Here is a 26,040-nt window from a genome sequence, read left to right as displayed (position 1 = left end):
AGGTTGCGTGATGGTCAACAACGACGATATTGAGTCCTATGAAAACGGGCTGGAACTGGATTTATACCGAGAATATCGCGATGTGATTTCCTTGTTTAGCTATGTCGTGGAAACCGACCGGCGCTTTTATCTGGCGAACAAGGTTGACGTCACCACGCACAATAATGCCGGTGGGGACGTGTTCTTTGAGATTACCTTGGAGGATGCCTGGGTTTGGGACGTGTACCGTTCCTCGCGTTTCGTGCAAAACGTGCGGGTCCTGACGTTTAAAGATGTCAATGTGGAGGAACTGGCGAAACCAGAAATTGAGATTCCCTAGCGTACATTGGTTGCTGTTTTAGCTCCGATTTCGTCAGCCGAAATTCATTAAATCGGGTCGATTGGCGGATTTTCGACGTTTTTGGGGTTGTGGATAAGTCGGTTTTCCACAGGTAAAGATTTTCGGGCTTGGTCGGTGGGTCCGAGCGCGCGAAGCTGAGTCCATGAGCTACGCGAATACCGTTGAAACCAGTCATAAAGCCAGTGCCGGAATGGACGCCCGACGCTGCTGTAAAGCCGGTAGCCCCGCGCGTCGGGCAGCGGGGCCTGATGCCTCTAAGCCGCGAAACCTGCACAATCGACAGCTGGGCATGGCTGGAGAGGAAGTCGCAGCTGAGTCTCTGAAAGCTGCGGGATACGTGATTGTGGACCGGAATTGGCGATGTCGAGCCGGGGAAGTCGACATAGTTGCCCTCAGCCCCGAGGGAGTCCTGGGGTTCGTGGAGGTTAAGACTCGTTCCAATCACCGGCATGGGATGCCTATTGAGGCCATCACCATGAAAAAGTTGGCACGGATGCGTCGGGTCATGGGATCTTGGTTGGCGCAGCGCGAAATTGTCCCCGCGCACCGGGCGGTCAGCCTGGATTTGTGCAGCGTGGATTGGGACGGGCGCGGCGAACCCATGGTGAAACATCTGCAGGGGTTGAAATGAGTTCAGGATTTGCTTGGTCGATTTGTTTGGTGGGGATGGAGGCGCGCCCGGTTCGGGTCGAAGTCCATATTTCCGATGGGATGACAGCCTACAGCCTGGTCGGACTGCCAGACACGGCGGTGCGGGAAGCCAAAGACCGGGTTCGCGCTGCGGTAACCAGCTGCCTGTATGAATGGCCGGGAACGCGGATTGTGTTGAACCTGTCCCCGGCGTCTCTGCCAAAGACCGGTTCCGGCTACGACCTGGCGATGGCGGTCGGCATATTGGCCGCGATGGGGGTCATTTCTCGCAGTCGAGCCGGGCAGTGCATCATGCTGGGAGAGCTGGGGCTGGACGGTAGGGTCATTGGAATCCGGGGTATTTTGCCCAGTGTCATTGGGGCCATGAAAACCGGGAAAACTAAGATTTTGGTGCCACAAGCGAACCTTGCGGAGGCTTCTCTAGTGCCTGGGGTCGATGTGGTGGGGGTGCATCACCTAGGGCAAGTCATCGAGTTGTTGGGGGGAGACTTGATGATGCCTCTGCCCCCGCCGGAAGACCCGGCGGGGGCAGAGGACGGGGACAATACCCCAGCTCTTGTCGTTGGTCCGGGTGGGGATTTTTCCGACATTCGCGGGCAGGCTGCCGCCTGTCAAGCGATGGAAGTGGCGGCCGCGGGAGGCCACCACCTGCTGATGATAGGCACTCCCGGCTCGGGAAAAACCATGCTGGCCTCGCGGCTACCCGGAATCCTCCCACCCCTGGACGTGGAACAATCCGTAGAGGTCACAGCCCTGCATTCCCTAGCCGGAACGTTAGCGCCACAGGACGGACTAATCCGCCAACCTCCCTTCCAAGCTCCGCATCATTCAGCAACGCTGGCGGCTATGGTGGGAGGTGGCTCAGGAGTGCCGCGTCCGGGTGCCGCTTCCCTGGCTCACCGGGGAGTATTGTTCCTGGACGAGGCTCCCGAGTTCGGAGCGCGGGTCTTGGATTCCCTTCGGGAACCGTTGGAAAACGGGGAAATCACCCTGCATCGAGCGGCTGGCGCGGCCCAATATCCGGCACGGTTCCAACTCATTATGGCAGCCAATCCCTGCCCTTGTGGTAATGCCGGCAGTCGGCGGGCCACCTGTACCTGCACGCCCTATTCCCGCAAACGATATCTGGAACGGTTGAGCGGGCCGCTGCTGGACCGGATGGACATCCAAATTCAGGTGGAATCACCGGGCCGCGGCTCGCTAGCGGGAGCGAAACCCGCTGACACCACCGCGGTGGTCGCGGAGCGAGTGCAACGCGCTCGTGACGTGCAACGGGAGCGGTGGAAAGACCGGGGATGGGATTTGAATAGGGAAATTCCCGGACCGTTCTTGCGTCAGCCTGAAGGCGGTTTCACTCGTGAGCTGATTGGACTGGTCGACACCGTGGTGGAAAAGGGTCGCCTGTCCATGCGGGGAGCTCAACGCGTCTTGCGTCTGGCTTGGACCGTTGCCGATTTGAGCGGAAAAACTGTTCCGGGACTGCCGGAGCTGGGGACCGCGATGACACTGCGGCGTCAAAACGAAGGATTCAGTCTGCACGTATGAAAGGAAACCCATGGAAACGTTGAGCCTAACAGAGGAATTGCCAACAGACACCCAAACGGACACGCCAGATGACGTGCCGCAAGAATCGTCGAACCTGCCCAAAGATGAGACGCAGTCATCGGCGGATTCGGCCACAGCCGGGCCGAGCCCGGAAGAACGCCGGGCTCGGGCAATCTGGACCGCTATTGCCCAGCCGGGGGAGCCCGTCGTGGGCCAGGTCATCGGACATTTCGGGGTGATGGAGGCCTTGGAGCGGGTGAAATTTTTGGCGGCGAAGCTGCCGGAAATCGATGACATGATAATTCGCACCGTGTTTCAACCCGCGAGGCTGCCGGCGTCTGTGGCTCAAGTTGAAGGGTGGGCTATGCGGCTGCGGGAACTCAACTTAGAGATGGAGTATCAGCTGTTGAGCCGAGATGGTGGGACGTTGGTGGTGCCTGGCGATGCGGCTTGGCCGATGATGGCGGACGACCTGGGAATGGTGGCGCCGTTGGCGCTGTGGGTGCGGGGCAATCCGCGGGCTTTGCAGGCACTGGCACCAGAGGGGGCAGTGGCGCTGGTGGGGGCTCGCTGCGCAACACACTACGGAACCGACATAGCGCAGGAAATCGCTTATGAACTGGGAGAGCGCGGCATTTGGGTCATCAGCGGGGGAGCCTATGGGATTGACGCGGCCGCTCACCAAGGGGCGCTCGCCTCACGAGGGAAAACCATCAGCGTCCAAGCCGGCGGGCTGGGCGAGCTATACCCGGCCATGAATGCGCGGCTATTTTCTCAAATTCAACAAACCGGGGCCATTGTCAGCGAAGCTCCGCCTTCGCAGCGACCCGCTAAACATCTGTTTTTGACCCGCAACCGCATCATTTCGGCTCTGTCCCAAGTCGTGGTGGTGGTTGAAGCCGGCGAGCGTTCCGGAGCAATGTCTACCGCCAATCATGGTGCTGAGCAGGGACGTCAAGTCGCCGCAGTGCCCGGGCCGGTCACTTCCGCCGCTTCGATAGGATGCCACCGGCTGATTCGTGAGGGAGCTGCCCTGGTGACGAGTGCGGAGGAGATCCTGGAACTCATGTTTCCGCTGAACGCAGTGAAACAAAACGTGCATGGTGGCGGGGCGGCAGCGGCTGAGCCCCCACGCAACTCCGCCGGACAAATCCCGGCGCCCTCGCTCTTTGCCGGATTGAGCAGTGACGGCGTGAAAGTCATTGATTCCCTGTCTAAAACGGCGTGGAAATCCTTGGAGCAGGTTGCTCGTGGAGCCGGTTTGGGGACCCGCACGGTGCAAAGTGAGCTGGGTCTGATGGAGTTGGATGGCAAGGTTGAAACCCGCAACGGGCGGTATCGTCTGGGGGCGGCAGCTCTGGCCAGATAGAATCATGGGGTGAGTGACAATAACCCAGCCGCGGACTTCGCCTCGGAAATCACCGCCGATTTTGGGCAATGGCTGAGCGTAAACCGGGGGCTTTCCCCGCAAACCGTGCGGGCCTATCTCACGGATTTGCGAGAATTGATGGCTTTCCTGGCTGATTCGGGTTCCGATGACGGCTCCGGGGTGCCGCGGCTGCGTGCGGATTTGGCTAATCCTGCCCGGATTCGGGCGTGGCTGGGGTCGATGAGCCGTGCGGGGATGAGCCGCGCCACGCTGGCTCGCCGAGTCGCGTCTTTCCGCACTTTTGCATCGTGGGCGCAGGTCCGCGGTATAGTCCAGGGCGATGCGGGTCAAAACTTGCGGGCAACGCGGCCGGATAACGCCCTGCCTACGGTTCTGTCCGCCGCGGATGCGGCGCATCTGTTGGAAACGGCTCGAGCTGCCGCTTACCGGGAAGATTCCGCTGTCCCCGATCCGGTGAAACTGCGCGACTGGGCTGCGTTGGAACTGCTCTATGCCACCGGGATTCGGGTCAGCGAGCTGACTGGGCTGGAACTCAGTAACATCAACAAAAGCCAGCACACCATCCGGGTGACGGGAAAAGGTGACAAACAGCGGGTCGTGCCCTACGGTATTCCCGCGGGACTGGCGATGGAAGAGTACCTGGAAAAGGGCCGCCCCGCCCTCGTGAATTCCGAAAAACCAGCGCTGAACCGGGTATTTTTGGGGGCAAAAGGCGGGGTGTGGGATACGCGGATTGTCCGCGGTATGCTGCATCGCCTGACCGCGCAGGCGGGAGTACCGGACTTGGGACCGCACGGGCTGCGTCACACCGCCGCCACCCACCTCTTGGACGGCGGCGCGGATTTACGCAGTGTCCAAGAAATCCTGGGTCACGCCAGCCTGGCCACGACCCAGCGCTATACACACTTGTCGATGGACAAGCTCCGCGCGGTGTATTTGCAGGCGCACCCCCGGGCCTAAAGTCCCAAATTTAAAAAAATCCCCATTAACTTTCTAAAAAACCGAAAAATCGAGCTCTTGAACTGGGTGGATAGTTTCTTGGGAATGTACTTACAAAGCTGGGAAATAGCTGGATTATATCTATGAATTTCCTTCAAAAAAACATACAATGATTTCTGTACTATAGAGTGTGGTGCCTCAGGAGGAGCGTCATGGTCGGGAAACTGCGGATTGTGCAAGCATCGCTGGTGATGCTTTTTTCTGCTGCCGTTTTGACTGGATGCGGTACTACGGTTGGTGCTTCTGGCTCCGAGAGGACTGCCCGGGAAATGATGACCGCGGATATCCCCTTGGTCGATCCTGCTGCTCCTGACACAACCCAAGACCCAATTTCCGGAGCGCCGGCGCCGCGCTATACCGCGTCAACTAAAGGCAAACCTTCCCCCTCAGACTTGCAGACCATTCCCGCCGATCAGCATATGAAAGTGGCGCCGTTCGATGAGCCGAAGTTTTTCCACGAGTTTTCCGTGGACGGTGCGGCCACGGTGGTGAAGTATTTTACCTACGCGATGTACTACAGTTTTGTGGCGAAAGACACCCATTTCGCTGATCAGGTTTACACCGAAGCCTGCACGAAGTGCCAGGATATGGCCCAGTGGTCCAGAGACTTCACCAAGCGGTACAACCACGTGGAAACCGGGGTGCCACGCACGGAAATCCTCAATGTTTCCGTCGGAAAGTCCAAACAGAACCAGTCGGTTTTTTGGGTCGTGGCTCGCAACGAGGAACCCCCGATTATTGCCCTGTCTGAGAAGGGCGAGGTTATTGACTACGACGCACCCTCAAACACCGTGTCCCAGTACCGCGTGGAGTACGTTGACGGCAACAACTTGATTACTGGCATCTATAAAGCCCCTGCCCAGTATTCCGCAGTCCCGACTGAGAAGTAAAAAATCGCGCGTCCCACGTCTGCGACTCGCTTAGTTTATCGGGAACAGGCGAATCCTTCCCCCCAGCAAACGCAGGGGATCTACGTAACCGTCCGGACCGTCCTTGACCCCGAAATGCAGGCAGTCCCCACCGGGACAGTGTCCACCTAACGCCGTCCCGATGGCTTGGCCACGAGTCACGTCATCCCCGACAGCGACTGACGGTTCCACCGGCTCGTAGGTGTAGCGCCGCCCGGCGGCGTCCTCGAGGGAAACCACGGGCCGTCCCGCCAGGTCACCGGCATAGAGTACCGTCGCGTCAGTCGCGGCAAAAACGGTTTGACCGGGGCTGACACGCAGATCGATACCGCGGTGTCCGGCCAGCCATTTTTGGGCGGGCGGGTCGAATTTGCGGGGAACAGCCGTAGGGTGACCCGTGGGCCAGTAGAGGAAGTCACGCAGACCCGATGTTTTCCCTGGTGAAACGGTCGTTGGAGCCGCTGAACTGGCAACGGCGGGTAGGCCTCGGTCGGCGGCGATGCCGGCGGCAGGTGAAGCGGACCCTAAGTTCAGACTCAAGGTCAGGCAACAGCAGATGGTGATGAAAACTTTTCTCATGACTGCAGTGTTTCGCGAAGGGAGGCGCCTACACCAGCGAAAAAATGTTTACCTGTGGAAAACCCCGATTTCACCCCGCTTGTGGATAAACCATAAAACCGCGCCAGGTCGCGCCGAATTGGCTTTTTAATGGGAAGTTTTGGTAAAGTTAACCCTCGCAGCTGCCCATGCAGCTGACTTCGCGTGTTCGCAATCGCGGCGCTGCCGGTTTTTCCGTCGGCTTTGCCGTGATGAGCGCAATCCTCCAGGTCCCTACGGGGTGGGGAAAGCGAGCGGACACCAGGCATTAACCGAAATTGGACGTAGACGTCCCCGGAGTGCTGCGCGCGCCGGGGCAGCTGTGTCCCATAACTGAAAGAAGGACGCCACATGGCAGTCGTTACCATGCGCCAGCTTTTGGAAAGCGGCGTACATTTCGGGCATCAGACCCGTCGCTGGAACCCCAAGATGAAGCGGTTTATTTTGACCGACCGTTCCGGCATCTACATTCTCGATTTGCAGCAAACCATCGCTGACATCGATATTGCATACGAATTTGTTAAGGAAACCGTGGCTCACGGCGGCACGATGCTGTTCGTTGGCACCAAGAAACAGGCTCAGGAGTCCATTCAGGAACAGGCTACCCGCGTGGGGATGCCGTTCGTGAACGAACGTTGGCTGGGCGGAATGCTGACCAACTTCTCTACGGTGCACAAGCGTTTGCAGCGTTTGAAGGAACTGGAACAGTACGACTTTGAGGACACTTCCGCTTCGGGGTTGACGAAGAAGGAACTGTTGATGATGCGCCGTGAAAAGGACAAGCTGGCCAAGACCTTGGGCGGTATTCGTGACATGGCAAAGACCCCTTCGGCCATCTGGGTGGTTGACACCAAGAAAGAACACCTGGCGATTGCGGAAGCCCAGAAGCTCGGGATTCCGGTCGTGGCCATTCTGGACACGAACTGTGACCCTGACGAGGTGGATTACGGCATTCCCGGCAACGACGACGCGATTCGCGCGGTCGATTTGCTGACCAAAGTGATTGCGGACGCTTGCGCGGAGGGTCTGGTGGCTCGCTCCAAGAAGCAGCTGGGAGAGAACCCGGAAAGCGCCGAACCGATGGCTGAGTGGGAACGCGAACTGCTGGCCGGTGACGACGCGAAAGCTCCCGCCGCGGAACAGCCCGCCGAGGAAGCTTCTGCGGAGGAAAAGCCGGCCGAGGAAACGCCTGCTGAACCCGCCGCCGCGAGCGACGAAACCGACGAAAAGGCCGAGTAATCGGCTGCACGAGGGCGGGAAAAGAACCATTCAACGCTCTCCCCAAAGAATATTCGGGAATAACATTCCCGGTACATGAAACTTGCTCTGAAACTGGAGGAAAAATTGGCTAAATACAGTATGCAAGACCTGAAAGACCTGCGCGAAGAAACCGGCGCGGGCTTGGCTGACGTTAAGAAAGCCCTGGAAGAAGCGAACGGCGACCGCGAGGAAGCCTTGAAAATCATTCGTGTCAAGGGTCTGAAGTCCCTTTCGAAGCGGGAAGGCCGCTCCGCTGGGGCCGGCTTGATTGCCGCGAAAGTGACCGACACCAAGGGTGGCCAGCGCGGCACCATGGTCGAGGTCAACGCGGAAACCGACTTCGTGGTGAAGACTGACAAATTCATCGATATGGCAGATAAGATTCTGGACGCCGCCGCGGCATCCGGCGCGGCTACCGTAGAGGAACTCTTGGCTGCCAAGTCCGCTGACGGCACCGTCAAGGACACCGTGGACGCGATTGCGGCGATTATCGGCGAGAAACTGGAAGTCGGCAACGTGCGTCAGGTCGAGGGCGAAGCCGTCGATGTCTACCTGCACCGTTCTTCCCAGGATCTGCCTCCGACCGTTGGCGTGCTGGTGGCTACCGACAAGGCGGGTGCCGACGTGGCTCACGATGTCGCGATGCACATCGCGGCCTACAGCCCCGAGTACCTCAGCCGCGAGGACGTTCCCGCTGCGGAAGTCGAAAAGGAACGCGCCACGCTGACCGAAACGACCAAGGCCGAAGGTAAGCCGGACGCTGTCGTCGCCAAGATTGTGGAAGGCCGGATGAAGGGCTTCTACAAGGACTGCGTGCTGCTCGAACAGCCTTTTGCAAAGGACCCCAAGACCACGGTCGGCAAGATTGTGGAAGCCTCCAAAGGCAAGGTCACCGCTTTTGCGCGTTTGCAGGCTGGAGAATAAACCCCAAAAGGGTTTAGCAACCATTTGAACTAGGCAAATGCCCCAGGGTCAATGAAGGCTTTGGGGCATTTGCGTATAATGTCTAAGGATGTAGGTCTTTCAAGGGAGAAGATAGATGAGCGATGACGGCTCAGTAGCCCCCGGTAAACGCCGGGTTTTGATGAAACTATCCGGTGAAGTCTTTGGCGGCGGTCAAGTGGGGCTCGACCCCGATGTCGTTTCCAATATCGCTCAGCAGGTCGCCGCGGCGGTGACGCAGGGCGTGCAGGTTGCCATCGTGGTTGGCGGCGGGAACTTCTTTCGCGGTGCGGAGCTGAGCCAGCGCGGCTTGGACCGCGCTCGGGCAGACTACATGGGGATGCTGGGCACCGTCATGAATGCCTTGGCCCTGCAGGATTTCTTGGAACAGGCCGGAGTGCGCACCCGGGTGCAGTCCGCCATCACAATGACCCAGGTCGCCGAGCCTTATGTGCCCTTGCGAGCCATTCGTCACCTCGAAAAAGGACGTGTGGTCGTGTTCGGGGCTGGCGCGGGGATGCCGTATTTCTCGACCGACACCGTCAGCGCGCAACGCGCCCTGGAGACGCACTGCCAGGAACTGCTGGTGGGCAAGAACGGGGTGGATGGGGTGTACACCGACGATCCGCGCCGGAACCCCCAGGCTGAAAAACTCGATCAGGTCAGCTACGAGAAAGCGCTGCGCGATGGGCTGAAAGTCGTGGACGCGGCCGCTTTCTCCCTGTGCTCCGAAAACAAACTGAAGATGCGAGTGTTCGGTATGACGCAGCCGGGTAACGTCACTAGGGCGTTGCTGGGCGAAAACATCGGTACTGTGCTGTACAACGAAGAGTAAGTGAAATAACGAAACCCCACCGGGGAACCTGTGGAGAAAGCTAAGGAACAAAGGAGAAACCCGTGATTGAAGACACCCTCAAATCCGCCAAGAGCATGATGGCAAAGGCCTTGAGCGCCACCCAAGACGAATTCGCCGCTATTCGGACCGGTCGGGCCAATACCGCCATGTTTGACGGCATTATGGTCGACTACTATGGCGCCCCCACCCCGTTGAAGCAGCTCGCTTCCTTTAACATTCCCGAGGCGCGCACCGTCATCGTCCAGCCTTTTGACAAGTCTGCCTCGCAAGACATTATTCGTGCCATTGCGGAAGCCGACTTGGGCGTGAACCCTACTGATGACGGCAAAACGATTCGTATCGTGCTGCCCGCCCTGACGGAGGAACGCCGCAAAGAATACGTTAAGATGGCAAAGACCAAAGCCGAGGAGGGCCGCCAGTCCGTGCGTTCGCTGCGCCGCAAGGCCAAGGACGAATTCGAATCCATGCTAAAGAACAAGGAACTCGGCGAGGACGAAATCAAACGCGGTGAAAAGGAACTCGATTCCATCACGAAAAAGTTCACCGATGAGATTGACCAGCTGCTGGCTGCCAAAGAATCAGAGTTGATGACTATCTAGGCACCGCCAACCCGTTATTACCCGTCATTATCTGGGTTTTAGAGCATGGTCGATACCGAGAATTTCCAACCACCGCAACCTTCCGAGGCAGCGGTCGCTCCGGTGACCCCGGAAACTGGGGTACATCCGGTGACCCGTCCCAGCCGCCGGGAAAACCGCGCCGCAAAACAGGGCCGGAAACCAGGTCGGGGCGTTGCCGGGGCGAAAGGCGAGTCCGAACCAACAGAATCCTCGCCAAACCAACCTCGGAAGGCCGGACGCAACCTGGCGGCAGCCACCGGTGTCGGAGCGGGACTGCTGGCGGCTTACGGATTGACCCTATTCCTGGTGAAACCGCTGTTCGCAGCCTTGTGCGCGGCAACGATTGTGGCTTGCCTCATCGAGTTTCGCCATGCCATCCGGTTTACAGACCGGCATTTGGGGATGCCAATCGTCGTCATCGGGGGGATTGGGATTTTCATCTGTGCCTGGCAGGTCGGGTTGGAGGCCATGCTGACCGCGACTTACCTGACGGTGGCGGCCGCCCTGCTGTGGCAGTTGGCGGGTCCCTACCGTGGTGAAGATGCGCTCAAGAACGTTACGGTCAGTACCCTGACCGTGGCTTATATTCCGTTCTTGGGGTCTTTCCTGGCTTTGTTGGCGGTGGAGTGCGGAGCCCCTGCCACCGCAGTTTTCGTTTTGTCCGTCACGCTGGGTTCCGACACCGGGGGCTATTTCTGCGGGCGTTTCCTGGGACGCCACCACATGGCACCGTCTATTTCCCCGCGCAAGACCTGGGAAGGGTTTGCCGGTTCGGTCCTGTTCGCTGTCATCGTGTCCGTGGCGGGCACGTTCTGGATCGGGATTCCGTGGTTTTACGGAATCATCTTGGGGGTTTTGATGGCTGGAGTGGGAACTCTGGGCGATTTGAGCGAATCGTTGCTGAAACGGGAACTCGGCATTAAAGATATGGGCCACCTCTTGCCGGGACACGGCGGGCTGCTGGATCGGATGGATTCCATCCTGATGACGGCGCCGGTGGCCTATATCGTGTTGAAGTTCGCCATCTTTTCCCAACAAGTCCCGGTGCTGTCCTAGACCCCGCTCGGGAAGTCCCGGGAAAACCGTTAAACTTAAACCTATGGAAAGACAGGTTCTGCCCCACGAACAACTGCCGGTGGGGGCCACGCACGCGGGGGCTGCGGCAGAACTCAACTTTCGGGCTCAGGCTCGGGGTAAACCGCCGCGGCATTTCGCCGACTTAGACCCGCAGCAGCGCCGTGAGGCGGTGGCCGCGGCGGGGATGCGGCCGTTTCGTGCCGACCAGGTGGCGCGCCACTATTTTGGGCGGTTTGAAGCCGATCCCTCCCAGATGACAGACCTGGGCCAGGCCGACCAGGAACGGGCTCGTGACCTGCTGCCAGAACTCATCACCCCGGTCGTGACCCAGGTCGCTGATCGGGGATGGACCCGCAAAACCCTGTGGCGACTGTTCGACGGCGCCCAAGTGGAATCCGTCCTGATGCGCTACCCCAAGCGCGTTACCTTGTGCGTATCCTCCCAGGTCGGCTGCGGTATGGGCTGTCCGTTTTGCGCGACCGGCCAACTGGGGTTGACCCGAAACCTCTCGGCGGCGGAAATTTTGGAACAGGTCCGGCTCGCCGCTAGGGCCGCCCAAGACGGGGAACTCGGCAGCCCGGCACGGCTATCTAACCTGGTGTTTATGGGGATGGGAGAGCCGTTGGCCAACTACAAATCCCTGCTGCACACGATTCGGACCCTCACCGCCGAAGCCCCGCAAGGCTTCGGGATTTCGGCCCGCAACCTGGTCGTTTCCACCGTCGGGCTGGTGCCGGGAATTCGCAAGCTGACCCAAGAAGAGCTGCCGGTCACTTTGGCGGTGTCCCTGCACGCTCCGGACGACGAACTGCGCAACGAACTGATACCCATGAACCGGCGCTACCAGGTCGATGAACTGTTGGACACCGCTTATGCGTATTTCCAAGCGACCGGGCGGCGCGTTTCTATTGAATACGCCCTGATTAGGGACATGAACGACCACCCGTGGCGAGCCCAGCTGCTAGCGGATAAACTCAATGAACGAGGCAAAACCTGGGCGCATGTGAACCCGATTCCGCTCAATCCCACGCCAGGGAGTATCTGGGATGCCTCCCTGCCGCGTGTCATGGACGAATTCATGGAGATTTTGCGGCAAGCTGGAATTAGCACTACGCTGCGGGATACACGCGGCTCCGATATTGACGGAGCCTGCGGGCAACTCGCTGCGAAAGCGAAGCAGCCTCCCGCGGCTTAGAGGAAACTCGGAAAGCGCGCGGAAAACTGTTGAGAGCATAGAGAGACAAGGAAAGGGCCGGACGTGAGCGACACGACGTTTCGCACCGCTAAACTCCTGGGGAAGGGCTACGACCGCAACCAGGTCGACAAGTTCTTGGCGAAGGCACGTTCGGCATACGAAGGCAATGGCGGACCAGCGAATTTCGGGGCGGCGCAGGTGCGAGCCCAGGGGTTCAACGTGGTGCGCGGGGGATATAACTTTGTCGAAGTCGATGCGGCGATGGATCGGTTGGAATCGGCTTTCGTGGCGCGGGCGCGGGCCGACCACATCGCGGTGAACGGACAAAAGGCCTGGATGTCGCTGGTGGCGGAACAGGCCACGACTCTCTATCCGCGGCTGTTGCGTCCGGCAGGGAAACGATTTGCCCATCCCCAAGGGCGTCAGCGCGGTTACCGGATTGAGGACGTGGACGCGCTGCTGGATCGCCTGGTGGCATATTTTGACGAAAACAAGCCTCTGACCAGCAAAGAAATCCGCGACGCGGTGTTTGCGGAAGCGAAAGGAGCCCGGGCATACTTGGAAGGCCCGGTTGATGCTTACCTGGCTCGCGCGGTCGAAGTGCTGCTGGCTGTTGAGTGATTTTGCTTTTCACAAGGGGGTTGGCGGGGTTTTATCCGTCTCCTTGCGGGGTTGCTGGTCGCTGTGAATGAGCGAAACCTAAACTTGCCGTTAGAATGAACGGGTGCAAGATATTGTAATTTTGGGTTCTACCGGCTCGATTGGAACCCAAGCTCTGGACATTGTTCGCTCCCATCCCGGACACTTCCGGGTGCAGGGCTTGGCTGCCTCCGGGCGGCACCTGGATGTGTTGGCACGTCAAGCCGTCGAATTTGAAGTGCCGATGGTGGCCGTGGCGAATGGTTCCGTGGCGGACCTCGACGAGGCCATCCGCGAGGCAGAGATACAGCTGGGTCAGCCGCGAGCCAGCCATAACCTGCTGACCGGCCCGGCCGGGGTCGAAGCGGCCGCCGGATTCGTCCCCCAAGGCATCGTTTTGAACGCCATCGCGGGGATTTCCGGCCTGCACGCGACTCTGCGGGCGTTGGACTCCGGGGCGCGCCTGGCCCTGGCTAACAAGGAATCCCTGGTCATTGGCGGTTCCCTGGTGCGCGAAACTTTGCGACGGCCGGGTCAAATCGTGCCGGTTGATTCCGAACACAGCGCTATCTGGCAGGCGCTGCGCTCGGGCAAACACGAACGCGGCTTGTGTTCGCCGACAGTCACCGGCTACAGCGAAGTCGAACGCCTGATTCTGACCGCTAGCGGCGGTCCGTTCCGCTCGAAAACCCGCGCGGAACTGGAAAACGTGACGGTAGAGCAAGCCTTGAACCACCCGACTTGGGACATGGGACCGCTGGTGACCGTCAATTCAGCCACCATGTTTAATAAAGGGTTGGAAGTCATCGAGGCTTCGCTGCTGTTCGACATTGAACCGAAAGACATCGACGTCGTGGTGCACCCCGGATCGATTGTGCATTCGATGGTGCAGTTCCGGGACGGCGCGACCCTGCTGCAAGCCTCCCCGCCCGATATGCGCATTCCGATTGCCCTGGGACTGTCCGCCCCCGCCCGGCTACGCGAGGTAGCCCCCGCTTGTGACTGGAGCAGGGCGACGACCTGGCAGTTTGAGCCGCTCAACGAGGCGATCTTCCCGGCGGTGAGCCTGGCTCGTCACGCCATTTCCGCCTCCGACACCCACCCCGCGGTCCTGGCCAGCGCGGACGAAATCGCCGTCAACGCCTTCTTGGACGGACGTCTGCCTTTCCTGGGTATCTATGACGTGGTGCAGCAGGTCGTGAGCGAACACCACGGCGTGTCCGACCCGGACCTGTCCGCGCTGGAACGCATCCTCGAATGGGCCAAACAGCGAGCCGCCGAGCTCATCGAGAACCGCTAAACACCGTACTGGAACCGCCCTGTCATGGATTATTTCACTGGAATCATCGCCCTCGTGTTGGGGTTGATGGTGTCGATTGCCCTGCACGAACTGGGCCACCTGATTCCCGCAAAACGTTTCGACATCCTCTGTACCCAGTATTTCATCGGGTTTGGACCAAAGATTTTTTCGCGCCAAGTTGGGGAAACCGAAGTTGGAATGAAGTGGGTGCTGCTGGGCGGCTACGTGAAGATGGTCGGGATGTATGCGCCGGGACATCCGGGGCGGCGCACGAAAAACCGGAAAGGCGAGCTGACCGCTGCTGAGGAGGCTCGGATTGCCTCCAACGATGAAATCCCGCCCGGCCAGGAACACCGCGCGTTTTACGCCAAACCCATTTGGCAGCGCCTGATAGTGATGGTCAGCGGTACTTTGGTGAATCTGGCGTTGAGTTTCCTGTGCGTGCTGGTGGGGTTGAGCGCGATTGGCTACGAGCTGCCGACCCGCGAAGTCGCCACGGTGTCCCCGAATTCTCCCGCGGCCGCGGCGGGAGTGGCGCCCGGCGATGTTATCACCGCCTGGAACGGCAAAACCATGAAGACCTGGGACGAAGTCATCAGCCAAGTGGCGGTGAGCCAGCCGGGGAAGCCTGCTGCTCTCACTGTGCAACGCGACGGCGAAACCAAAACTATCCAGGTGACACCCCAAACTATGGAAGGGGAAAAACGCTCGGTTATCGGCGTTATTGCCGTTACCGAACGCCACCACGCCAGCTGGGGGGAAGTCGCTAACTACCAGTGGGAAACCGGGAAAGGCACCGCGAAAATCCTGTTGGCTCTGCCGGTGAAACTGTGGCAAACCACCATCGGGCTGTTCCAACCGGATCGACCTCGCGACCCGAACTCGGTGATGGGAATCGTCGGAATGGGCCAGGTCGCGGGCTCTATCGCCGCCAGTGACACTGTCGGCTACGGGGTTTTGGAAAAACTGCGGTCTTTCCTGCTGCTGTTCGGGTCGTTGAACATGACCCTGTTCATGTTTAACCTCATTCCACTGATGCCCCTCGATGGCGGGCAAGCCGCGGGCGCGATTTATGAAGGAATCCGCAAGCGGTTGCGCCGCGCACGGGGTCTCGAGGACGGTGGTCCGGTTGATTTGGCGGCAATGCTGCCGGTGACGGCCACGGTGGTCATCGCTTTCATCGCCATGACGGTGCTGCTGATTGTGGCAGATATTTTGAAACCGGTACTGTGAGCATGAAAACGGAGGACCCCATGCCAGCTGAGAACCGACCTTCTGAAGCGGAAAACCAACCTGTCGAACCGCATGCGCAACCCTCTGACCCGGAGAATGCGACTGTTGAGCCGGAGGACCAGCCCCTGAATCGCCGGATTTTGTCGCTCGCCGTGCCCTCCCTGGGGTCGCTGCTGGCTGAACCGCTCATGGTGATGGCGGATTCGGCCATGATTGGGCACGTGGGAACCACTGAGCTGGCCGGCTTGACCCTCGGTTCGTCGGTCAACGTGTTCTTGGTGGGGATTTGTATTTTCCTGGTCTACACCACGACCGCGGTGGCCTCCCGCCAGCTGGGCGCGGGGGACCGGCACGGTGCGGTCAAGACCGGGGTGGATGGTGCCTGGCTGGGGCTGCTGGTGGGAGTGGTGTTGGCAGTAGTCCTGTGGGTCGGGGCGCTGCCGATTGTTTCGTTGTTCGGGGCCTCCGCGGCGGTCAATGTTCAGGGGGCAGCGTATCTGCGGGCGGCGGCGCCCTCCATGCTGGGGATGATGCTGGTCTTGGCGGGAACCGGAGCCATGCGCGGCGTGCTGGACGCCAAGACACCACTGGTGATTTCGGTCACCGGCGCTATCGCGAACGTAGCTTTCAACGCCGTGTTCATTTACGGTTTCAATCTGGGGGTAACCGGGGCGGGCATCGGCACTTCCATCGCGGGTATCGGCATGGGGGTGGCTTTCGCGCTGAAAATTATGGCTGGAGCCCGGCGCGCCAAAGTCGCGCTCCATCCCGAGTTCCGGGCGATTTTCGCGGCTCTGGCCGGGGGTGTGCCCCTGATGATTCGCACCCTCACCATGCAGATTGTCATTCTCGGCACCCTGTGGGTGGCGGCCTCCCAAGGGGAAGTTGCCATCGCCGGGCGCCAGATTGCGGCGAACACCTGGACCCTCGGGGCAAACCTGCACGATTCTCTGGCTATCGCGGTGCAGGCACTCATTGGTTTCGAGTTGGGGCGAGCCGACCGTCAGGCGGTGCGCAACCTGATTCGCAGAGTGTCGCTGTGGGGGCTGGGACTGGGAGTCGTGCTGGGGCTGAGCATTGCGGTCTTGGCTCCGCTGTGGCCGCGCATCTTTTCCAGCGACCCCGAAGTGTTGGCTGCGGCCGCTCTGGCACTGCTGGTGTCGGCGTTCTTTCAACCGCTGGCCGGGGTAGTTTTCGTGTTCGACGGGGTTTTGATTGGTGCCAACGACACGTGGTATCTGGCTCTCGCGGGACTGATTAACCTGGTTGTTTATATCCCGGCTCTGGTGCTGGTGTGGCGTTTCGCGCCCGGAGGAATCCTGGGACTGGCCTGGCTGTGGGGGTGCTACTGCGGGGTGTTTTTCCTGGCGCGCCTGGTCACGTTGGGGTGGCGTATCCGCCAAGACCAGTGGATGAAACTTGATTTTGCAAAAAAGGGTGAAATCCGGTAATTTAGAACTTCGGTGCTTCTTGCGGTTCGTGAGGGCACAGTTGGACGAAAAACATTCAGAAAAGTGAGTTTCGACGTGGTATATGCAATCGTTAAGGCCGGCGGTCGACAGGAGAAAGTCTCTGTCGGCGAAGAGCTGCTGGTGGAAAAAGTAGACAAGGCAGTGGGGGAAACGATTGAGCTGCCTGCGATTCTGTTGGTTGACGGCGCCAAGGTAACGTCCCAGGCTGCTGACGTAGCTAAGGTAAAGGTCAGCGCGGAGGTGCTGGGCGCGGCCAAGGGTCCCAAGATTTCTATTGTCAAGTTTAAGAACAAGACTGGTTATCGGAAGCGTCAAGGTCACCGTCAACCGCTGACCCGCATTAAGATAACTTCCATTAAGTAAGGGGTGTAACAATGGCACATAAGAAAGGTCTCGGTTCTTCCCACAACGGTCGCGATTCGAACGCGCAGCGCCTGGGAGTAAAGCGTTTCGGCGGTCAGCTGGTCAACGCTGGTGAAATTTTGGTACGCCAGCGCGGCACCCACTACCACCCCGGCTTCAACGTGGGCATCGGTAAGGATGACACTCTGTTCGCCCTGAAGACCGGCGAAGTTGAATTCGGCCGTCATCGCGATCGTCGCATCGTGAGCATTAAGGAAGTCGCCAACGCCTAAATGTTGGCAGTGACTACTTTCGTGAGGGGGCTCGTTCGAGCCCTCTTGCTGTTTAACGTAACGATGGCTCTGTGAGAGAGCCAGAGGAGGTCAGCAGCCCAGATGGTCAGCTTTGTGGATTACGTAAAAATTTTTGCCCAAGCCGGGGCTGGCGGTAACGGCTGCGCGTCCATCCGCCGCGAAAAATACAAGCCGTTGGCGGGGCCTGACGGTGGGGCTGGCGGACACGGCGGGTCGGTCATTCTGCGCGTCAATCCGCAAGAGACGACCCTGTTGCCGTTCCATCACCGCCCGCACGTGAAAGCGGAAAGCGGTCAAGCGGGGATGGGGGACTACCGCGATGGACGCCGCGGTGATGATCTGTTCCTGGATGTTCCTCAAGGCACGGTCGTCACCAGCGAGGACGGCGAGTTCCTGGCCGATCTAGACTCCCCGGAGGCCCAACTGGTCATCGCCCGCGGCGGGGTGGGAGGCATGGGCAACTACGGCCTGGCCTCCGCAAAACGCAAGGCGCCGGGCTTTGCCCTGTTGGGGGAACCTGGTGAAGAACGCACCGTCATTCTGGAACTCAAGTCGATGGCCGACGTGGCGCTGGTGGGATACCCTTCGGCGGGCAAATCCTCGCTGGTAGCGGCCATGAGTGCGGCGCGCCCTAAGATTGCGGACTATCCTTTCACGACCCTGGTGCCGAACCTGGCGGTGGTGGATAATCCGGTGGCGCGCTACACCGTGGCGGACGTACCCGGATTGATTCCCGGCGCGGCCGCGGGCAAAGGTTTGGGGCTGGATTTCTTGCGTCATATCGAACGCTGCTGCGTGATTGCCCACGTGGTGGACTTGGCAGCGTGGGATCCGGAACGTGAACCGCTGGCCGATATTAAGACTTTGGAACGCGAACTCGCCCACTACGCGAAGTCCCTGGATCGCTACCGTCCCGGGAGGGACTTCCTGCCGCCTCTGATGGAACGCCAACGCGCCATTATCCTCAACAAAATCGATGTCCCAGACGGGCGAGACATGGCCGCCCTGATGGAAACGGAGATTGCGAAACTTGGCTGGCCGGTTTTTGAAGTTTCCGCGACCACTCACGAAGGCTTGAAAGAACTGGCGTTTGGGTTGGCCGAAATGGTCCAGGAGTACCGTTCCCACCTGCCCGAGGATGACAATGAGCGTCCCGTGTTGCGTCCGCAGCCGAAACCAGCGCGCTCCACCAAGACCTACACCATCGAGGCAACCACTATCGAAGGCACGCCGGGATTCTCTATCCGCGGCGAGCAAGTCGAGCGCTGGGTGAAACAAACCGACTTCACCAATGATGAAGCGGTCGGTTACCTGGCCGACCGCCTGGCAAACCTGGGAGTGGAGGACGACCTGCTGAAAGCTGGAGCACACGCGGGGGATACCGTCGTGATTGGCGACCCCGAGACGGGCGTCGTTTTTGACTGGGAACCGACCTTGCAAGCCGGGGCGGAACTGCTGGGCGCGCGCGGCACAGACTCGAGGCTTTACGAAAATACCCGCCGCACCAATCAGCAGCGCCGTATCGACTATCACGCCTGGATGGACGCCAAGAAACGCGCTCGTGAAGAACTGGACGCGGAACGCGAATCCGGCTTGTGGAGCGATCCCGGGGAAACCGAGTAGAACCGGGAATACGCCCCAACGCCCTGGTGCGGGTAGGCTGAACGCATGACGACAGTAGTGAAAATCGGTTCCAGCTCGCTGACCAGGGCCGACGGATACCTGGATTTGAACCGTATCGACGAGGTTTCGCGGCTGTTGGCGCGGGCTCAGAAGGGCGGTGAGGACATCGCGTTGGTGTCCTCCGGGGCTATTTCGGCAGGTTCGCAGCCTTTGGGTCGTCAGGAACGCCCTAAAGACCTGGCTACGGCCCAGGCGGTGGCGGCGGTCGGGCAGGGGCTGTTGATGTATCGCTGGAATCAGGCGATGGCCTGGCAAGGGGTGATTGGGGCACAGATTCTCTTGTCGGCCGCGGAAGTGGTGGGCCACCAGCAATACAACAACGCTTCGCGCGCGCTGGAAAAGCTGCGGGCTTTGGGGGTCATCCCGATTATCAACGAAAATGATGCCGTCGCGACCGACGAGGTGCGTTTCGGGGACAATGACCGGCTCGCGGCGATAGTGTCGCACATGGTGCGTGCCGAGAGGCTGATTCTCTGTACCGATGTTGACGGCTTGTACACCGCCCATCCCTCCGACCCGACCGCGCGGTTCATCCCCGAAGTTCGAGGGGAACAGGATTTAGCGGGCGTGCAGGCGGGAAATGCTGGTTCCCGCTGGGGCACCGGGGGAATGCACACGAAACTGCTGGCAGCGCGGGTGGCGTGCGCAAACGGGACCGAAGTAGTGTTGACTTCAACCGATAATTTGGGTCCGGCGCTGCGCGGGGAACCGGTCGGGACGGTGTTCCGAGTCACCGGTCCGCGACGCGGAATTAAGCAGCTGTGGTTGGCTTACGCGGCGACCGTGCAGGGACGCCTGGTTTTGGACGATGGCGCGGCCCGGGCGATTACTGAGGGAAAGAAGTCGCTGCTCGCAGCCGGTATTACCGAGGTAAAAGGGACGTTCCAGGCCGGGGACGTGGTGGAGCTGGTCGATGCCAGGGGCGAAATCCTCGCGAAAGGCGTCGCCGCCTATGATTCCGCGCAAGTTGAAGCTGAAAATACGGACCTCGGCCCGGTCGTACACCGCGATTATTTGGCCGAGACACGCTACTGATTGTTGGTAGCCTTTTCCCATGAGTGTTTACGATCATGTGCGCCAGATAGCACGGCAATCACAGGCAGCCAGCCGGGTGATGCGCGGGGCGGGGAGCCCAAATCAGCTGTTAGAGACCATTGCCGGTTTGCTCGAAACCAACACCGAGCGAATCTTGGCGGCCAATGAGCGTGATATGGAGCAAGCCAAAGCCAATGAAATGCCCGCGGGCCTGCAAGACAGGCTGCAGCTCACCCCGGAGCGGGTGCAGGCGCTGGCTGACGCGGTGCGTGATATTGCGGCGTTGCCCAGCCCGATAGGCCAAACCCTGTGGGGACGTACCATGGAAAACGGTCTCAGGATTGAACAAATCCGGGTGCCTCTGGGCGTGGTGGCGATGATTTATGAAGCGCGACCGAACGTCACCGTAGATGCCGCCGCGCTGAGCTTGAAAACGAATAATGCCGTCATTTTGCGGGGCGGCTCAGCCGCCGTCCATTCCAATCGGACCCTCGTAGACATTATTCAACAAGCCCTGGAACAGCAAGGTTTGCCGCGAGACGCCGTGCAGACCCTGGACGGACTGGGTCGCGAGGCGGTCGAGGCGATTTTGACGCAGCGGGGATTGGTGGATTTGGCGATTCCTCGCGGCGGAGCGGGACTCATAGAAATGGTGGTGAACACCGCGACGGTTCCGGTCATCGAGACGGGGGTGGGGAACTGCCACATTTATGTGGATCAATCGGCCAAACTCGATGACGCCCTGCGCATCGTTATCAATGCAAAAACACAGCGGGTCGGGGTGTGCAACGCGGCGGAAACCCTGCTGGTAGACCGCGACATCGCGCCCGCGTTCCTGCCGCTGGTCCTGCCGGCGCTGGCGGCGAACCAGGTCCGCCTGCACACCGACCAGGCGACCCGCACGGTAGCGAGCCAACACCCGGAAACTGAGCAGATCGACCTTGTGCCCGCCACAGAAAAGGATTGGGAAACGGAGTACCTGGACTATGACTTGGCGGTGCGTCTCGTGGATGGAGTAGACGCGGCGATTGACCACATCACACGGTATTCCACCGGTCATACCGAGGCTGTTATCGCTCAGGATCAGGATGTGATTGACCATTTCGTGAATGCCGTTGATGCGGCGGCTATTGCCGTCAACGTCTCCACGCGATTCACCGATGGGGCCGTGTTCGGGTTGGGGGCGGAAATCGGCATCAGCACTCAAAAACTGCATGCACGAGGTCCGATGGGGATGGAAGCGCTGACGACCACAAAATCGGTCATCCGCGGTCACGGTCAGGTCCGTTCGTGAGCCGAGCTCGCGAGCGCCTGGAGGTGCCGCGCGCGGGGACAAACTCAAAGGATATTGCAGATTCTCTCACCATTTATAGGAACCACTCAGGTCCGGATGGGTATAATTTCACAAAAGGATGTTTTGTGTGCTCATAATGGGCGGCAAAGGGATAGGAAAGGCTGTCATGGAGTCTCGCTCGCACAGATGCGTTTGGGCGTTGGATTCCGACAATTCGGCAAAGCCCTACCAGCGTCGGCGCCGTATTGGTGTGATGGGCGGCACTTTTGACCCGATTCACCACGGTCACCTGGTAGCGGCTTCGGAAGTTCAGGCGGTCTTCGGCCTTGACGAAGTTATTTTTGTGCCCACTTTCATGCAGCCGTTTAAGCTGGGACGCCCGGTCACCGAGGCTGAACACCGCTACCTGATGGCGGTTATCGCGACCGCTTCCAATCCGCGGTTTTCGGTGTCCCGCGTCGATATCGACCGAGCCAAAACGACCTATACGATTGACACTCTGACCGACCTGAAAGCCGCTTTAGGCGACGTGCAACTATTCTTTATCACCGGGGCTGACGCGATTTCTGACATTATGCGCTGGAAAGACATCGACCAGCTGTTTGAACTGGCGCACTTCGTGGGGGTAACTCGGCCAGGACATTCCTTTAATCCCGCTAACCTCCCGGCACAGCACGTCTCTCTGGTCGAGGTTCCGGCCATGGCAATCAGTTCAACTGACTGTCGGAATCGGGTAAAATCACACCAGCCGGTATGGTATTTGGTACCCGAAGGCGTTGTTCAATATATTGCTAAATACGGACTCTATACTGACGACACGCGATTGCAGTCGGATCCGCGAGAGACGTCATATGCCGTTCCCAAGGCGGCTTTGACGGCGGCCGCGGTGAATGACGCGGCTCAGCCAGAAGGTTCAGTGATGAATTTGTCGAGAGGGGGACTGTGAGCGAGGGCAAGCCGAGGCCGCGACCCGTACCGGTACAGGCGGTCAATCTTCCGGGCTTGGGAGCTAGCGCCCCCCGGCCGGGACAAGTGTTGCCCGGTGCCGGTTCAACCGGTCCCGCTCTGCAAGTTCCCAATACTGCCCAAGCGGTGCGTGCTGTTGATGAGGACGGCGCTCTGACCGGCATGATTCCGGTTGCTGGCAAGGCTGAGGCCGTGAGCGCTGCCGGGCCACAAGTCGCCGGTGTCCAGCGCCCCCTCGTGCGCGGCACCACTCCGGTGGTACCCGAAAAGCCCGCAGTTCCGGTCGGGAATCTTCCTGCGGAAACGGCGGTTCGTCAGTTGCCGACGCCGGGAACTCCGGTGCCCCCTTCCACTACGGGGATGATTCCCACAGTAGCGCCGAACTCGACAGGTTCTGCTCAGGTCAGCAGGCCGGGGGCGAACCCTCCTGTTCCGGGTAGTGCGTCTCGGCCACTACCGTCCGTTCCGGCTGGTTCTGCTCAGGTCAGCAGGCCGTCCGGGAACCCTCCGATTCCGGGGAGCGCGTCTCGGCCACAACCGTCCGCTCCGGCGGGTTCTGCTCAGGTCAGCAGGCCGGGGGCGAACCCTCCCGTTCCGGGGAGCGCGTCTCGGCCACAACCGTCCGCTCCGGTTGGTTCTGCCCAGGCGGGTTCCGCTCCAGCCAGACCAGCGATGCCGCCGACTTCTCGGCCGAACCCTCCCATACCGCGACCCGACCAGATGGCAGCCGCTCAGCCGCAGCAGCCTACCCCGCCGGTAACAGCACAGGGAACAGCGCCGATACAACCCGGAATGCCTGGTCCGCGCCCAGCGAACCCCACGGCTCCGGGAATGGCACCGGGCTCCGCGGCTCGCCCGCCCTTGTCAGCTGGGCAACCGGGACAACCTAACCAACCTGGACAACCAGTACAGCAGCCCGGTCAGATGCCAGGGCAACCCGGCCAACCTAACCAGCCCGGATACCCGGGACAGCCCGGTCAGGTGGCTGACCAGCCCGGTTGGCCTGGGAACACTAATCAACTTGGACAACCGGGGCAACCGGTACAGATGCCGGGACAGCCGGTACCGATGCCTGGTCAAGTCAACCAGCCCGGACAACCTAACCAGCCCGGACAACCTGGACAGATGCTGATTCAGGCTCCGGGAGGCCAGTCCGGTGATCCCCGAATGGCAGGCCAACCGGGACAGATACCCGGCCAGCCCGCAATGTCAGGTCGCCCGGGAATGCCCGGCCAACCGGGAATGCCGGGTCCACCGGGAATGCCGGGTCAACCGGGAATGCCCGGGCAAATGCCGGGTCAACCTGGGATGCCGGGTCAAATGCCGGGGCAGCCCGGCGCTCCCTACGGAATGTGGGGACGTCCCAATCCTTACGGCCGCCCTGGAATGCCAGGAATGCCGGGAATGCCCGGTATGCCGGGTATGCCTGGTTACGGGATGCCGGGAATGCCTTACGGCCGGCCCGGAATGCCAGGGATGCCGGGAATGCCAGGAATGCCTGGCTATGGGATGCCGGGAATGCCTTACGGCCGGCCCGGAATGCCAGGGATGCCATACGGCCGGCCCGGAATGCCGCCCTTGTGGAATCCGCAAGAATCCCGCTCGACACGCCGCGAAACCCTGGAACAGGCCGAGGCTCGACAGCTCCAAGAACTCAAGGAAGCCGAACAGAAGTTCCATGAGGCCGATGTCGAGGTGTTGCGTAAGGAACTCGGCGAGGACATCACCGATGAAGAACTGGAAAACATCGACTGGGAAGAGTTCGAGTTCGAGGAGTCCTTCACCGAACGTTTGATTCGCAAGTCCGGGCGTTGGGGCGAAACTTTGCTGATGCTGGGTCAGGCGGCTCGCTGGGCGTTGGTCGTGCTGGTGACCGTCGTGGTCGTGGGCATGCTCATCTTCGCTCTGGACAAGAACGCCGCGGTCACGACCGCCTCTGGAACAACGCTAGAGACAGGAGTCACGCTGAGCGCAGCTGCTGACCCTCCAGCCGCCACGTCACGTGAGGCCCTTTTGCCCGATTCCACAACCGAAATGGGGATTTTTTCTGTATGAGTGCTGACGCCAAGTCCATCGAACTCGCCATAGCAGCAGGTCAAGCAGCAAAATCAAAGAAAGCCACGGAGGTCATCGCCCTGGACGTCTCCGAACGCTTGGTGCTGACCGATATGTTTGTGCTGGCTACGGGTAATAGCGACCGTCAGGTGCGCGCCATCGTTGATGCTGTTGACGAGGCGATGACGAAAGCTGGCCTAAAGCTGCTGCGTCGCGAGGGGTTGGCCCAGGCTCATTGGGTTTTGCTCGATTACGGGTTGCTGGTGGTGCATGTCCAGCAAGAGGACGACCGGCAGTTTTACGCGTTGGAACGCTTGTGGGCCGATGCGCCCCTGGTTGAGGTGCCCGATCCAGAGGAACCGGCCGCTCAGACCGACAGCCCCGCTCCGACCAGCCCCGCTGCGCAGGCTCCCGAACCCGTCTCTCCGCTGGATCTCATCGGCGAAGACGATTCATAGAGCCGACAGGACAGGGACAGATTGCGGCGGGCCGACCGGAAAGGAGCACAGGACTATGAAAACCTTGGTGATGTGGCGGCATGGACAAACTGACTACAACAAACAGCAGCGGGTCCAGGGGCAGGTCGACATTCCCCTCAACGAAACGGGGATTGCGCAGGCCAGAGACGCCGCAGCCGGGTTGGTTCGTTTTCCTTTCACAAGGGTGGTTTCCTCACCTTTGGGTCGCGCCCTCGACACCGCCCACGCGCTGGCCGACCGGCTCGGCTTGCCCGTCGAAGTCGACGAACGCCTGATGGAACGCGCTTTTGGGACTTGGGAAGGGCTCAACGCCACGGAAATCAAGGCGGGCTGGCCTGATGATTTCACCTCGTGGCGCGATTTTGGCGACCCCGACCCGGAAACCACCAAAGTGGAGCCGCGCCGCGAGGTTGGACTGCGAGTGTCTCAGGCTTACCGCGACTGGGCTGACAAAATTGCTGATGGCGAAACTATTTTGTTCGTTTCCCACGGGTCTGCCACCACGCAGGGAATCGTGACTTTGCTGGGACACGACCCGGCTCAGTGGTACGGGCTGCGCGGTTTGGAAAACTGCCATTGGGCGGTGGTTCAATCAGAGCACCGCGCGCCATATTGGCGGATTGATTCGTATAACGTGGGCGTGTCCGATACCGCGGTTAAGGCGTAGTTGTCCGGGTAACCGGTCTGGTTGCAGGGTATTTCGCGCTGAGCAAATGAGCGACATTTCCAAGGTCGTGTTCTTCCATGGGGTTCGGTGAAACCCGGGATACGTCCGGGTGACTCTGCTTGCTCCGGGCGGCGTTGCTAATTGGCGATTAAATCGGGGTTGCTGGTCTATATAACCAACT

The 26,040-nt window shown here is 60.1% G+C and carries 26 protein-coding genes; 25 read left to right on the top strand and 1 reads right to left on the bottom strand.

Features of this window, described 5'->3' with window-relative positions; translation table 11 throughout:
- Positions 1-10: 10 nt before the first annotated feature.
- The 6 genes from RQ935_RS05450 (at position 11) to RQ935_RS05425 (ending at position 5,815) form a co-directional block, all read left to right on the top strand.
- Entirely contained in the window at positions 11-319 is a 309-nt protein-coding gene (locus RQ935_RS05450) for a DUF2469 domain-containing protein (protein WP_282921280.1), read from the top strand.
- 163 nt (positions 320-482) lie between these two features.
- Positions 483-971 (top strand): YraN family protein, encoded by a 489-nt coding sequence (locus tag RQ935_RS05445; protein ID WP_311497506.1) that lies wholly within the window; start codon positions 483-485, stop codon positions 969-971.
- Positions 968-2,536, top strand: a complete 1,569-nt coding sequence (locus tag RQ935_RS05440; RefSeq protein ID WP_311497505.1) for a YifB family Mg chelatase-like AAA ATPase — start codon at positions 968-970, stop codon at positions 2,534-2,536. Before RQ935_RS05445 ends, RQ935_RS05440 begins: the two co-directional genes overlap by 4 nt.
- Before the next feature lie 10 nt (positions 2,537-2,546).
- Positions 2,547-3,905 carry a DNA-processing protein DprA gene (gene dprA / locus RQ935_RS05435; protein WP_311497504.1) on the top strand — a complete coding sequence of 453 codons (1,359 nt, stop codon included), beginning with the start codon at positions 2,547-2,549 and terminating at the stop codon, positions 3,903-3,905.
- A 9-nt stretch (positions 3,906-3,914) separates the two neighbouring features.
- Positions 3,915-4,886 carry a tyrosine recombinase XerC gene (locus RQ935_RS05430; RefSeq protein ID WP_311497503.1) on the top strand — a complete coding sequence of 324 codons (972 nt, stop codon included), beginning with the start codon at positions 3,915-3,917 and terminating at the stop codon, positions 4,884-4,886.
- A 191-nt stretch (positions 4,887-5,077) separates the two neighbouring features.
- Positions 5,078-5,815 (top strand): DUF6318 family protein, encoded by a 738-nt coding sequence (locus RQ935_RS05425; protein ID WP_311497502.1) that lies wholly within the window; start codon positions 5,078-5,080, stop codon positions 5,813-5,815.
- A 30-nt stretch (positions 5,816-5,845) separates the two neighbouring features.
- Here RQ935_RS05425 and RQ935_RS05420 read toward each other — a convergent pair whose 3' ends face one another.
- Positions 5,846-6,412, bottom strand: a complete 567-nt coding sequence (locus tag RQ935_RS05420) for a M23 family metallopeptidase (RefSeq protein WP_311497501.1) — start codon at positions 6,410-6,412, stop codon at positions 5,846-5,848.
- A gap of 369 nt (positions 6,413-6,781) precedes the next feature.
- Between RQ935_RS05420 and rpsB the strand changes: the two genes are divergently transcribed.
- From rpsB to RQ935_RS05325, 19 genes are all read left to right on the top strand, one after another.
- Positions 6,782-7,669 carry a 30S ribosomal protein S2 gene (rpsB, locus tag RQ935_RS05415; RefSeq protein WP_311497500.1) on the top strand — a complete coding sequence of 296 codons (888 nt, stop codon included), beginning with the start codon at positions 6,782-6,784 and terminating at the stop codon, positions 7,667-7,669.
- Positions 7,670-7,774: 105 nt separating this feature from the next.
- On the top strand, positions 7,775-8,614 hold the full coding sequence (gene tsf / locus RQ935_RS05410; protein ID WP_308536516.1) for a translation elongation factor Ts: 840 nt from the start codon (positions 7,775-7,777) through the stop codon (positions 8,612-8,614).
- 115 nt (positions 8,615-8,729) lie between these two features.
- A complete protein-coding gene (gene pyrH / locus RQ935_RS05405; RefSeq protein WP_299295125.1) occupies positions 8,730-9,467 on the top strand; it encodes a UMP kinase in 738 nt (245 codons plus the stop codon).
- Between the two features lie 62 nt (positions 9,468-9,529).
- Entirely contained in the window at positions 9,530-10,087 is a 558-nt protein-coding gene (gene frr / locus RQ935_RS05400) for a ribosome recycling factor (RefSeq protein ID WP_296181788.1), read from the top strand.
- 45 nt (positions 10,088-10,132) lie between these two features.
- A complete protein-coding gene (locus RQ935_RS05395) occupies positions 10,133-11,164 on the top strand; it encodes a phosphatidate cytidylyltransferase (RefSeq protein ID WP_311497499.1) in 1,032 nt (343 codons plus the stop codon).
- A gap of 43 nt (positions 11,165-11,207) precedes the next feature.
- Positions 11,208-12,380 (top strand): 23S rRNA (adenine(2503)-C(2))-methyltransferase RlmN, encoded by a 1,173-nt coding sequence (gene rlmN / locus RQ935_RS05390; protein ID WP_311497498.1) that lies wholly within the window; start codon positions 11,208-11,210, stop codon positions 12,378-12,380.
- A 63-nt stretch (positions 12,381-12,443) separates the two neighbouring features.
- A complete protein-coding gene (locus tag RQ935_RS05385) occupies positions 12,444-13,001 on the top strand; it encodes a DivIVA domain-containing protein (protein WP_282921293.1) in 558 nt (185 codons plus the stop codon).
- 103 nt (positions 13,002-13,104) lie between these two features.
- Positions 13,105-14,319, top strand: coding sequence for a 1-deoxy-D-xylulose-5-phosphate reductoisomerase (dxr, locus tag RQ935_RS05380; RefSeq protein ID WP_311497497.1), 1,215 nt, complete (start codon positions 13,105-13,107; stop codon positions 14,317-14,319).
- 24 nt (positions 14,320-14,343) lie between these two features.
- A complete protein-coding gene (locus RQ935_RS05375; RefSeq protein WP_311497496.1) occupies positions 14,344-15,552 on the top strand; it encodes a M50 family metallopeptidase in 1,209 nt (402 codons plus the stop codon).
- A 20-nt stretch (positions 15,553-15,572) separates the two neighbouring features.
- A complete protein-coding gene (locus RQ935_RS05370) occupies positions 15,573-17,003 on the top strand; it encodes an MATE family efflux transporter (RefSeq protein WP_399532068.1) in 1,431 nt (476 codons plus the stop codon).
- A gap of 63 nt (positions 17,004-17,066) precedes the next feature.
- Positions 17,067-17,387, top strand: a complete 321-nt coding sequence (gene rplU, locus RQ935_RS05365) for a 50S ribosomal protein L21 (protein WP_299295110.1) — start codon at positions 17,067-17,069, stop codon at positions 17,385-17,387.
- Between the two features lie 11 nt (positions 17,388-17,398).
- The gene (gene rpmA / locus RQ935_RS05360; protein ID WP_004007117.1) at positions 17,399-17,659 is read left to right on the top strand and encodes a 50S ribosomal protein L27; all 261 of its coding nucleotides are present in this window, start codon (positions 17,399-17,401) and stop codon (positions 17,657-17,659) included.
- 102 nt (positions 17,660-17,761) lie between these two features.
- On the top strand, positions 17,762-19,303 hold the full coding sequence (gene obgE / locus RQ935_RS05355; protein ID WP_311497495.1) for a GTPase ObgE: 1,542 nt from the start codon (positions 17,762-17,764) through the stop codon (positions 19,301-19,303).
- A 45-nt stretch (positions 19,304-19,348) separates the two neighbouring features.
- Complete coding sequence (proB, locus tag RQ935_RS05350) at positions 19,349-20,398, top strand: glutamate 5-kinase (RefSeq protein ID WP_311497494.1); 1,050 nt, start codon at positions 19,349-19,351, stop codon at positions 20,396-20,398.
- 19 nt (positions 20,399-20,417) lie between these two features.
- Entirely contained in the window at positions 20,418-21,692 is a 1,275-nt protein-coding gene (locus RQ935_RS05345; RefSeq protein ID WP_311497493.1) for a glutamate-5-semialdehyde dehydrogenase, read from the top strand.
- Between the two features lie 199 nt (positions 21,693-21,891).
- On the top strand, positions 21,892-22,638 hold the full coding sequence (nadD, locus tag RQ935_RS05340) for a nicotinate-nucleotide adenylyltransferase (RefSeq protein ID WP_311497536.1): 747 nt from the start codon (positions 21,892-21,894) through the stop codon (positions 22,636-22,638).
- Positions 22,635-24,713, top strand: coding sequence for a hypothetical protein (locus RQ935_RS05335; protein ID WP_311497492.1), 2,079 nt, complete (start codon positions 22,635-22,637; stop codon positions 24,711-24,713). The genes nadD and RQ935_RS05335 overlap by 4 nt, the downstream gene beginning before the upstream one ends.
- The gene (gene rsfS / locus RQ935_RS05330) at positions 24,710-25,171 is read left to right on the top strand and encodes a ribosome silencing factor (protein WP_311497491.1); all 462 of its coding nucleotides are present in this window, start codon (positions 24,710-24,712) and stop codon (positions 25,169-25,171) included. Before RQ935_RS05335 ends, rsfS begins: the two co-directional genes overlap by 4 nt.
- A 55-nt stretch (positions 25,172-25,226) precedes the next feature.
- Positions 25,227-25,859 carry a histidine phosphatase family protein gene (locus RQ935_RS05325; RefSeq protein ID WP_311497490.1) on the top strand — a complete coding sequence of 211 codons (633 nt, stop codon included), beginning with the start codon at positions 25,227-25,229 and terminating at the stop codon, positions 25,857-25,859.
- Positions 25,860-26,040 lie beyond the last annotated feature (181 nt).

This window comes from uncultured Mobiluncus sp. (genome assembly GCF_963511525.1).
In the GTDB taxonomy this organism is placed as follows: domain Bacteria; phylum Actinomycetota; class Actinomycetes; order Actinomycetales; family Actinomycetaceae; genus Mobiluncus.
Note: the sequence above shows the minus strand (reverse complement) of the source record. Positions and strands in the feature narration are given on the sequence as shown.

Excerpts from the sequence above, each read along its gene's own strand:
- rlmN (WP_311497498.1), top strand. The coding sequence starts at position 11,208 with ATGGAAAGACAGGTTCTGCCCCACGAACAACTGCCGGTGGGGGCCACG.
- rsfS (WP_311497491.1), top strand. The coding sequence starts at position 24,710 with ATGAGTGCTGACGCCAAGTCCATCGAACTCGCCATAGCAGCAGGTCAA.
- rpsB (WP_311497500.1), top strand. The coding sequence starts at position 6,782 with ATGGCAGTCGTTACCATGCGCCAGCTTTTGGAAAGCGGCGTACATTTC.
- RQ935_RS05420 (WP_311497501.1), bottom strand. The coding sequence starts at position 6,412 with ATGAGAAAAGTTTTCATCACCATCTGCTGTTGCCTGACCTTGAGTCTG.
- RQ935_RS05325 (WP_311497490.1), top strand. The coding sequence starts at position 25,227 with ATGAAAACCTTGGTGATGTGGCGGCATGGACAAACTGACTACAACAAA.
- pyrH (WP_299295125.1), top strand. The coding sequence starts at position 8,730 with ATGAGCGATGACGGCTCAGTAGCCCCCGGTAAACGCCGGGTTTTGATG.
- dprA (WP_311497504.1), top strand. The coding sequence starts at position 2,547 with ATGGAAACGTTGAGCCTAACAGAGGAATTGCCAACAGACACCCAAACG.
- RQ935_RS05445 (WP_311497506.1), top strand. The coding sequence starts at position 483 with ATGAGCTACGCGAATACCGTTGAAACCAGTCATAAAGCCAGTGCCGGA.
- RQ935_RS05370 (WP_399532068.1), top strand. The coding sequence starts at position 15,573 with ATGCCAGCTGAGAACCGACCTTCTGAAGCGGAAAACCAACCTGTCGAA.
- RQ935_RS05440 (WP_311497505.1), top strand. The coding sequence starts at position 968 with ATGAGTTCAGGATTTGCTTGGTCGATTTGTTTGGTGGGGATGGAGGCG.
- RQ935_RS05395 (WP_311497499.1), top strand. The coding sequence starts at position 10,133 with ATGGTCGATACCGAGAATTTCCAACCACCGCAACCTTCCGAGGCAGCG.
- rpmA (WP_004007117.1), top strand. The coding sequence starts at position 17,399 with ATGGCACATAAGAAAGGTCTCGGTTCTTCCCACAACGGTCGCGATTCG.
- proB (WP_311497494.1), top strand. The coding sequence starts at position 19,349 with ATGACGACAGTAGTGAAAATCGGTTCCAGCTCGCTGACCAGGGCCGAC.
- RQ935_RS05345 (WP_311497493.1), top strand. The coding sequence starts at position 20,418 with ATGAGTGTTTACGATCATGTGCGCCAGATAGCACGGCAATCACAGGCA.
- RQ935_RS05425 (WP_311497502.1), top strand. The coding sequence starts at position 5,078 with ATGGTCGGGAAACTGCGGATTGTGCAAGCATCGCTGGTGATGCTTTTT.
- RQ935_RS05450 (WP_282921280.1), top strand. The coding sequence starts at position 11 with ATGGTCAACAACGACGATATTGAGTCCTATGAAAACGGGCTGGAACTG.
- RQ935_RS05375 (WP_311497496.1), top strand. The coding sequence starts at position 14,344 with ATGGATTATTTCACTGGAATCATCGCCCTCGTGTTGGGGTTGATGGTG.
- obgE (WP_311497495.1), top strand. The coding sequence starts at position 17,762 with ATGGTCAGCTTTGTGGATTACGTAAAAATTTTTGCCCAAGCCGGGGCT.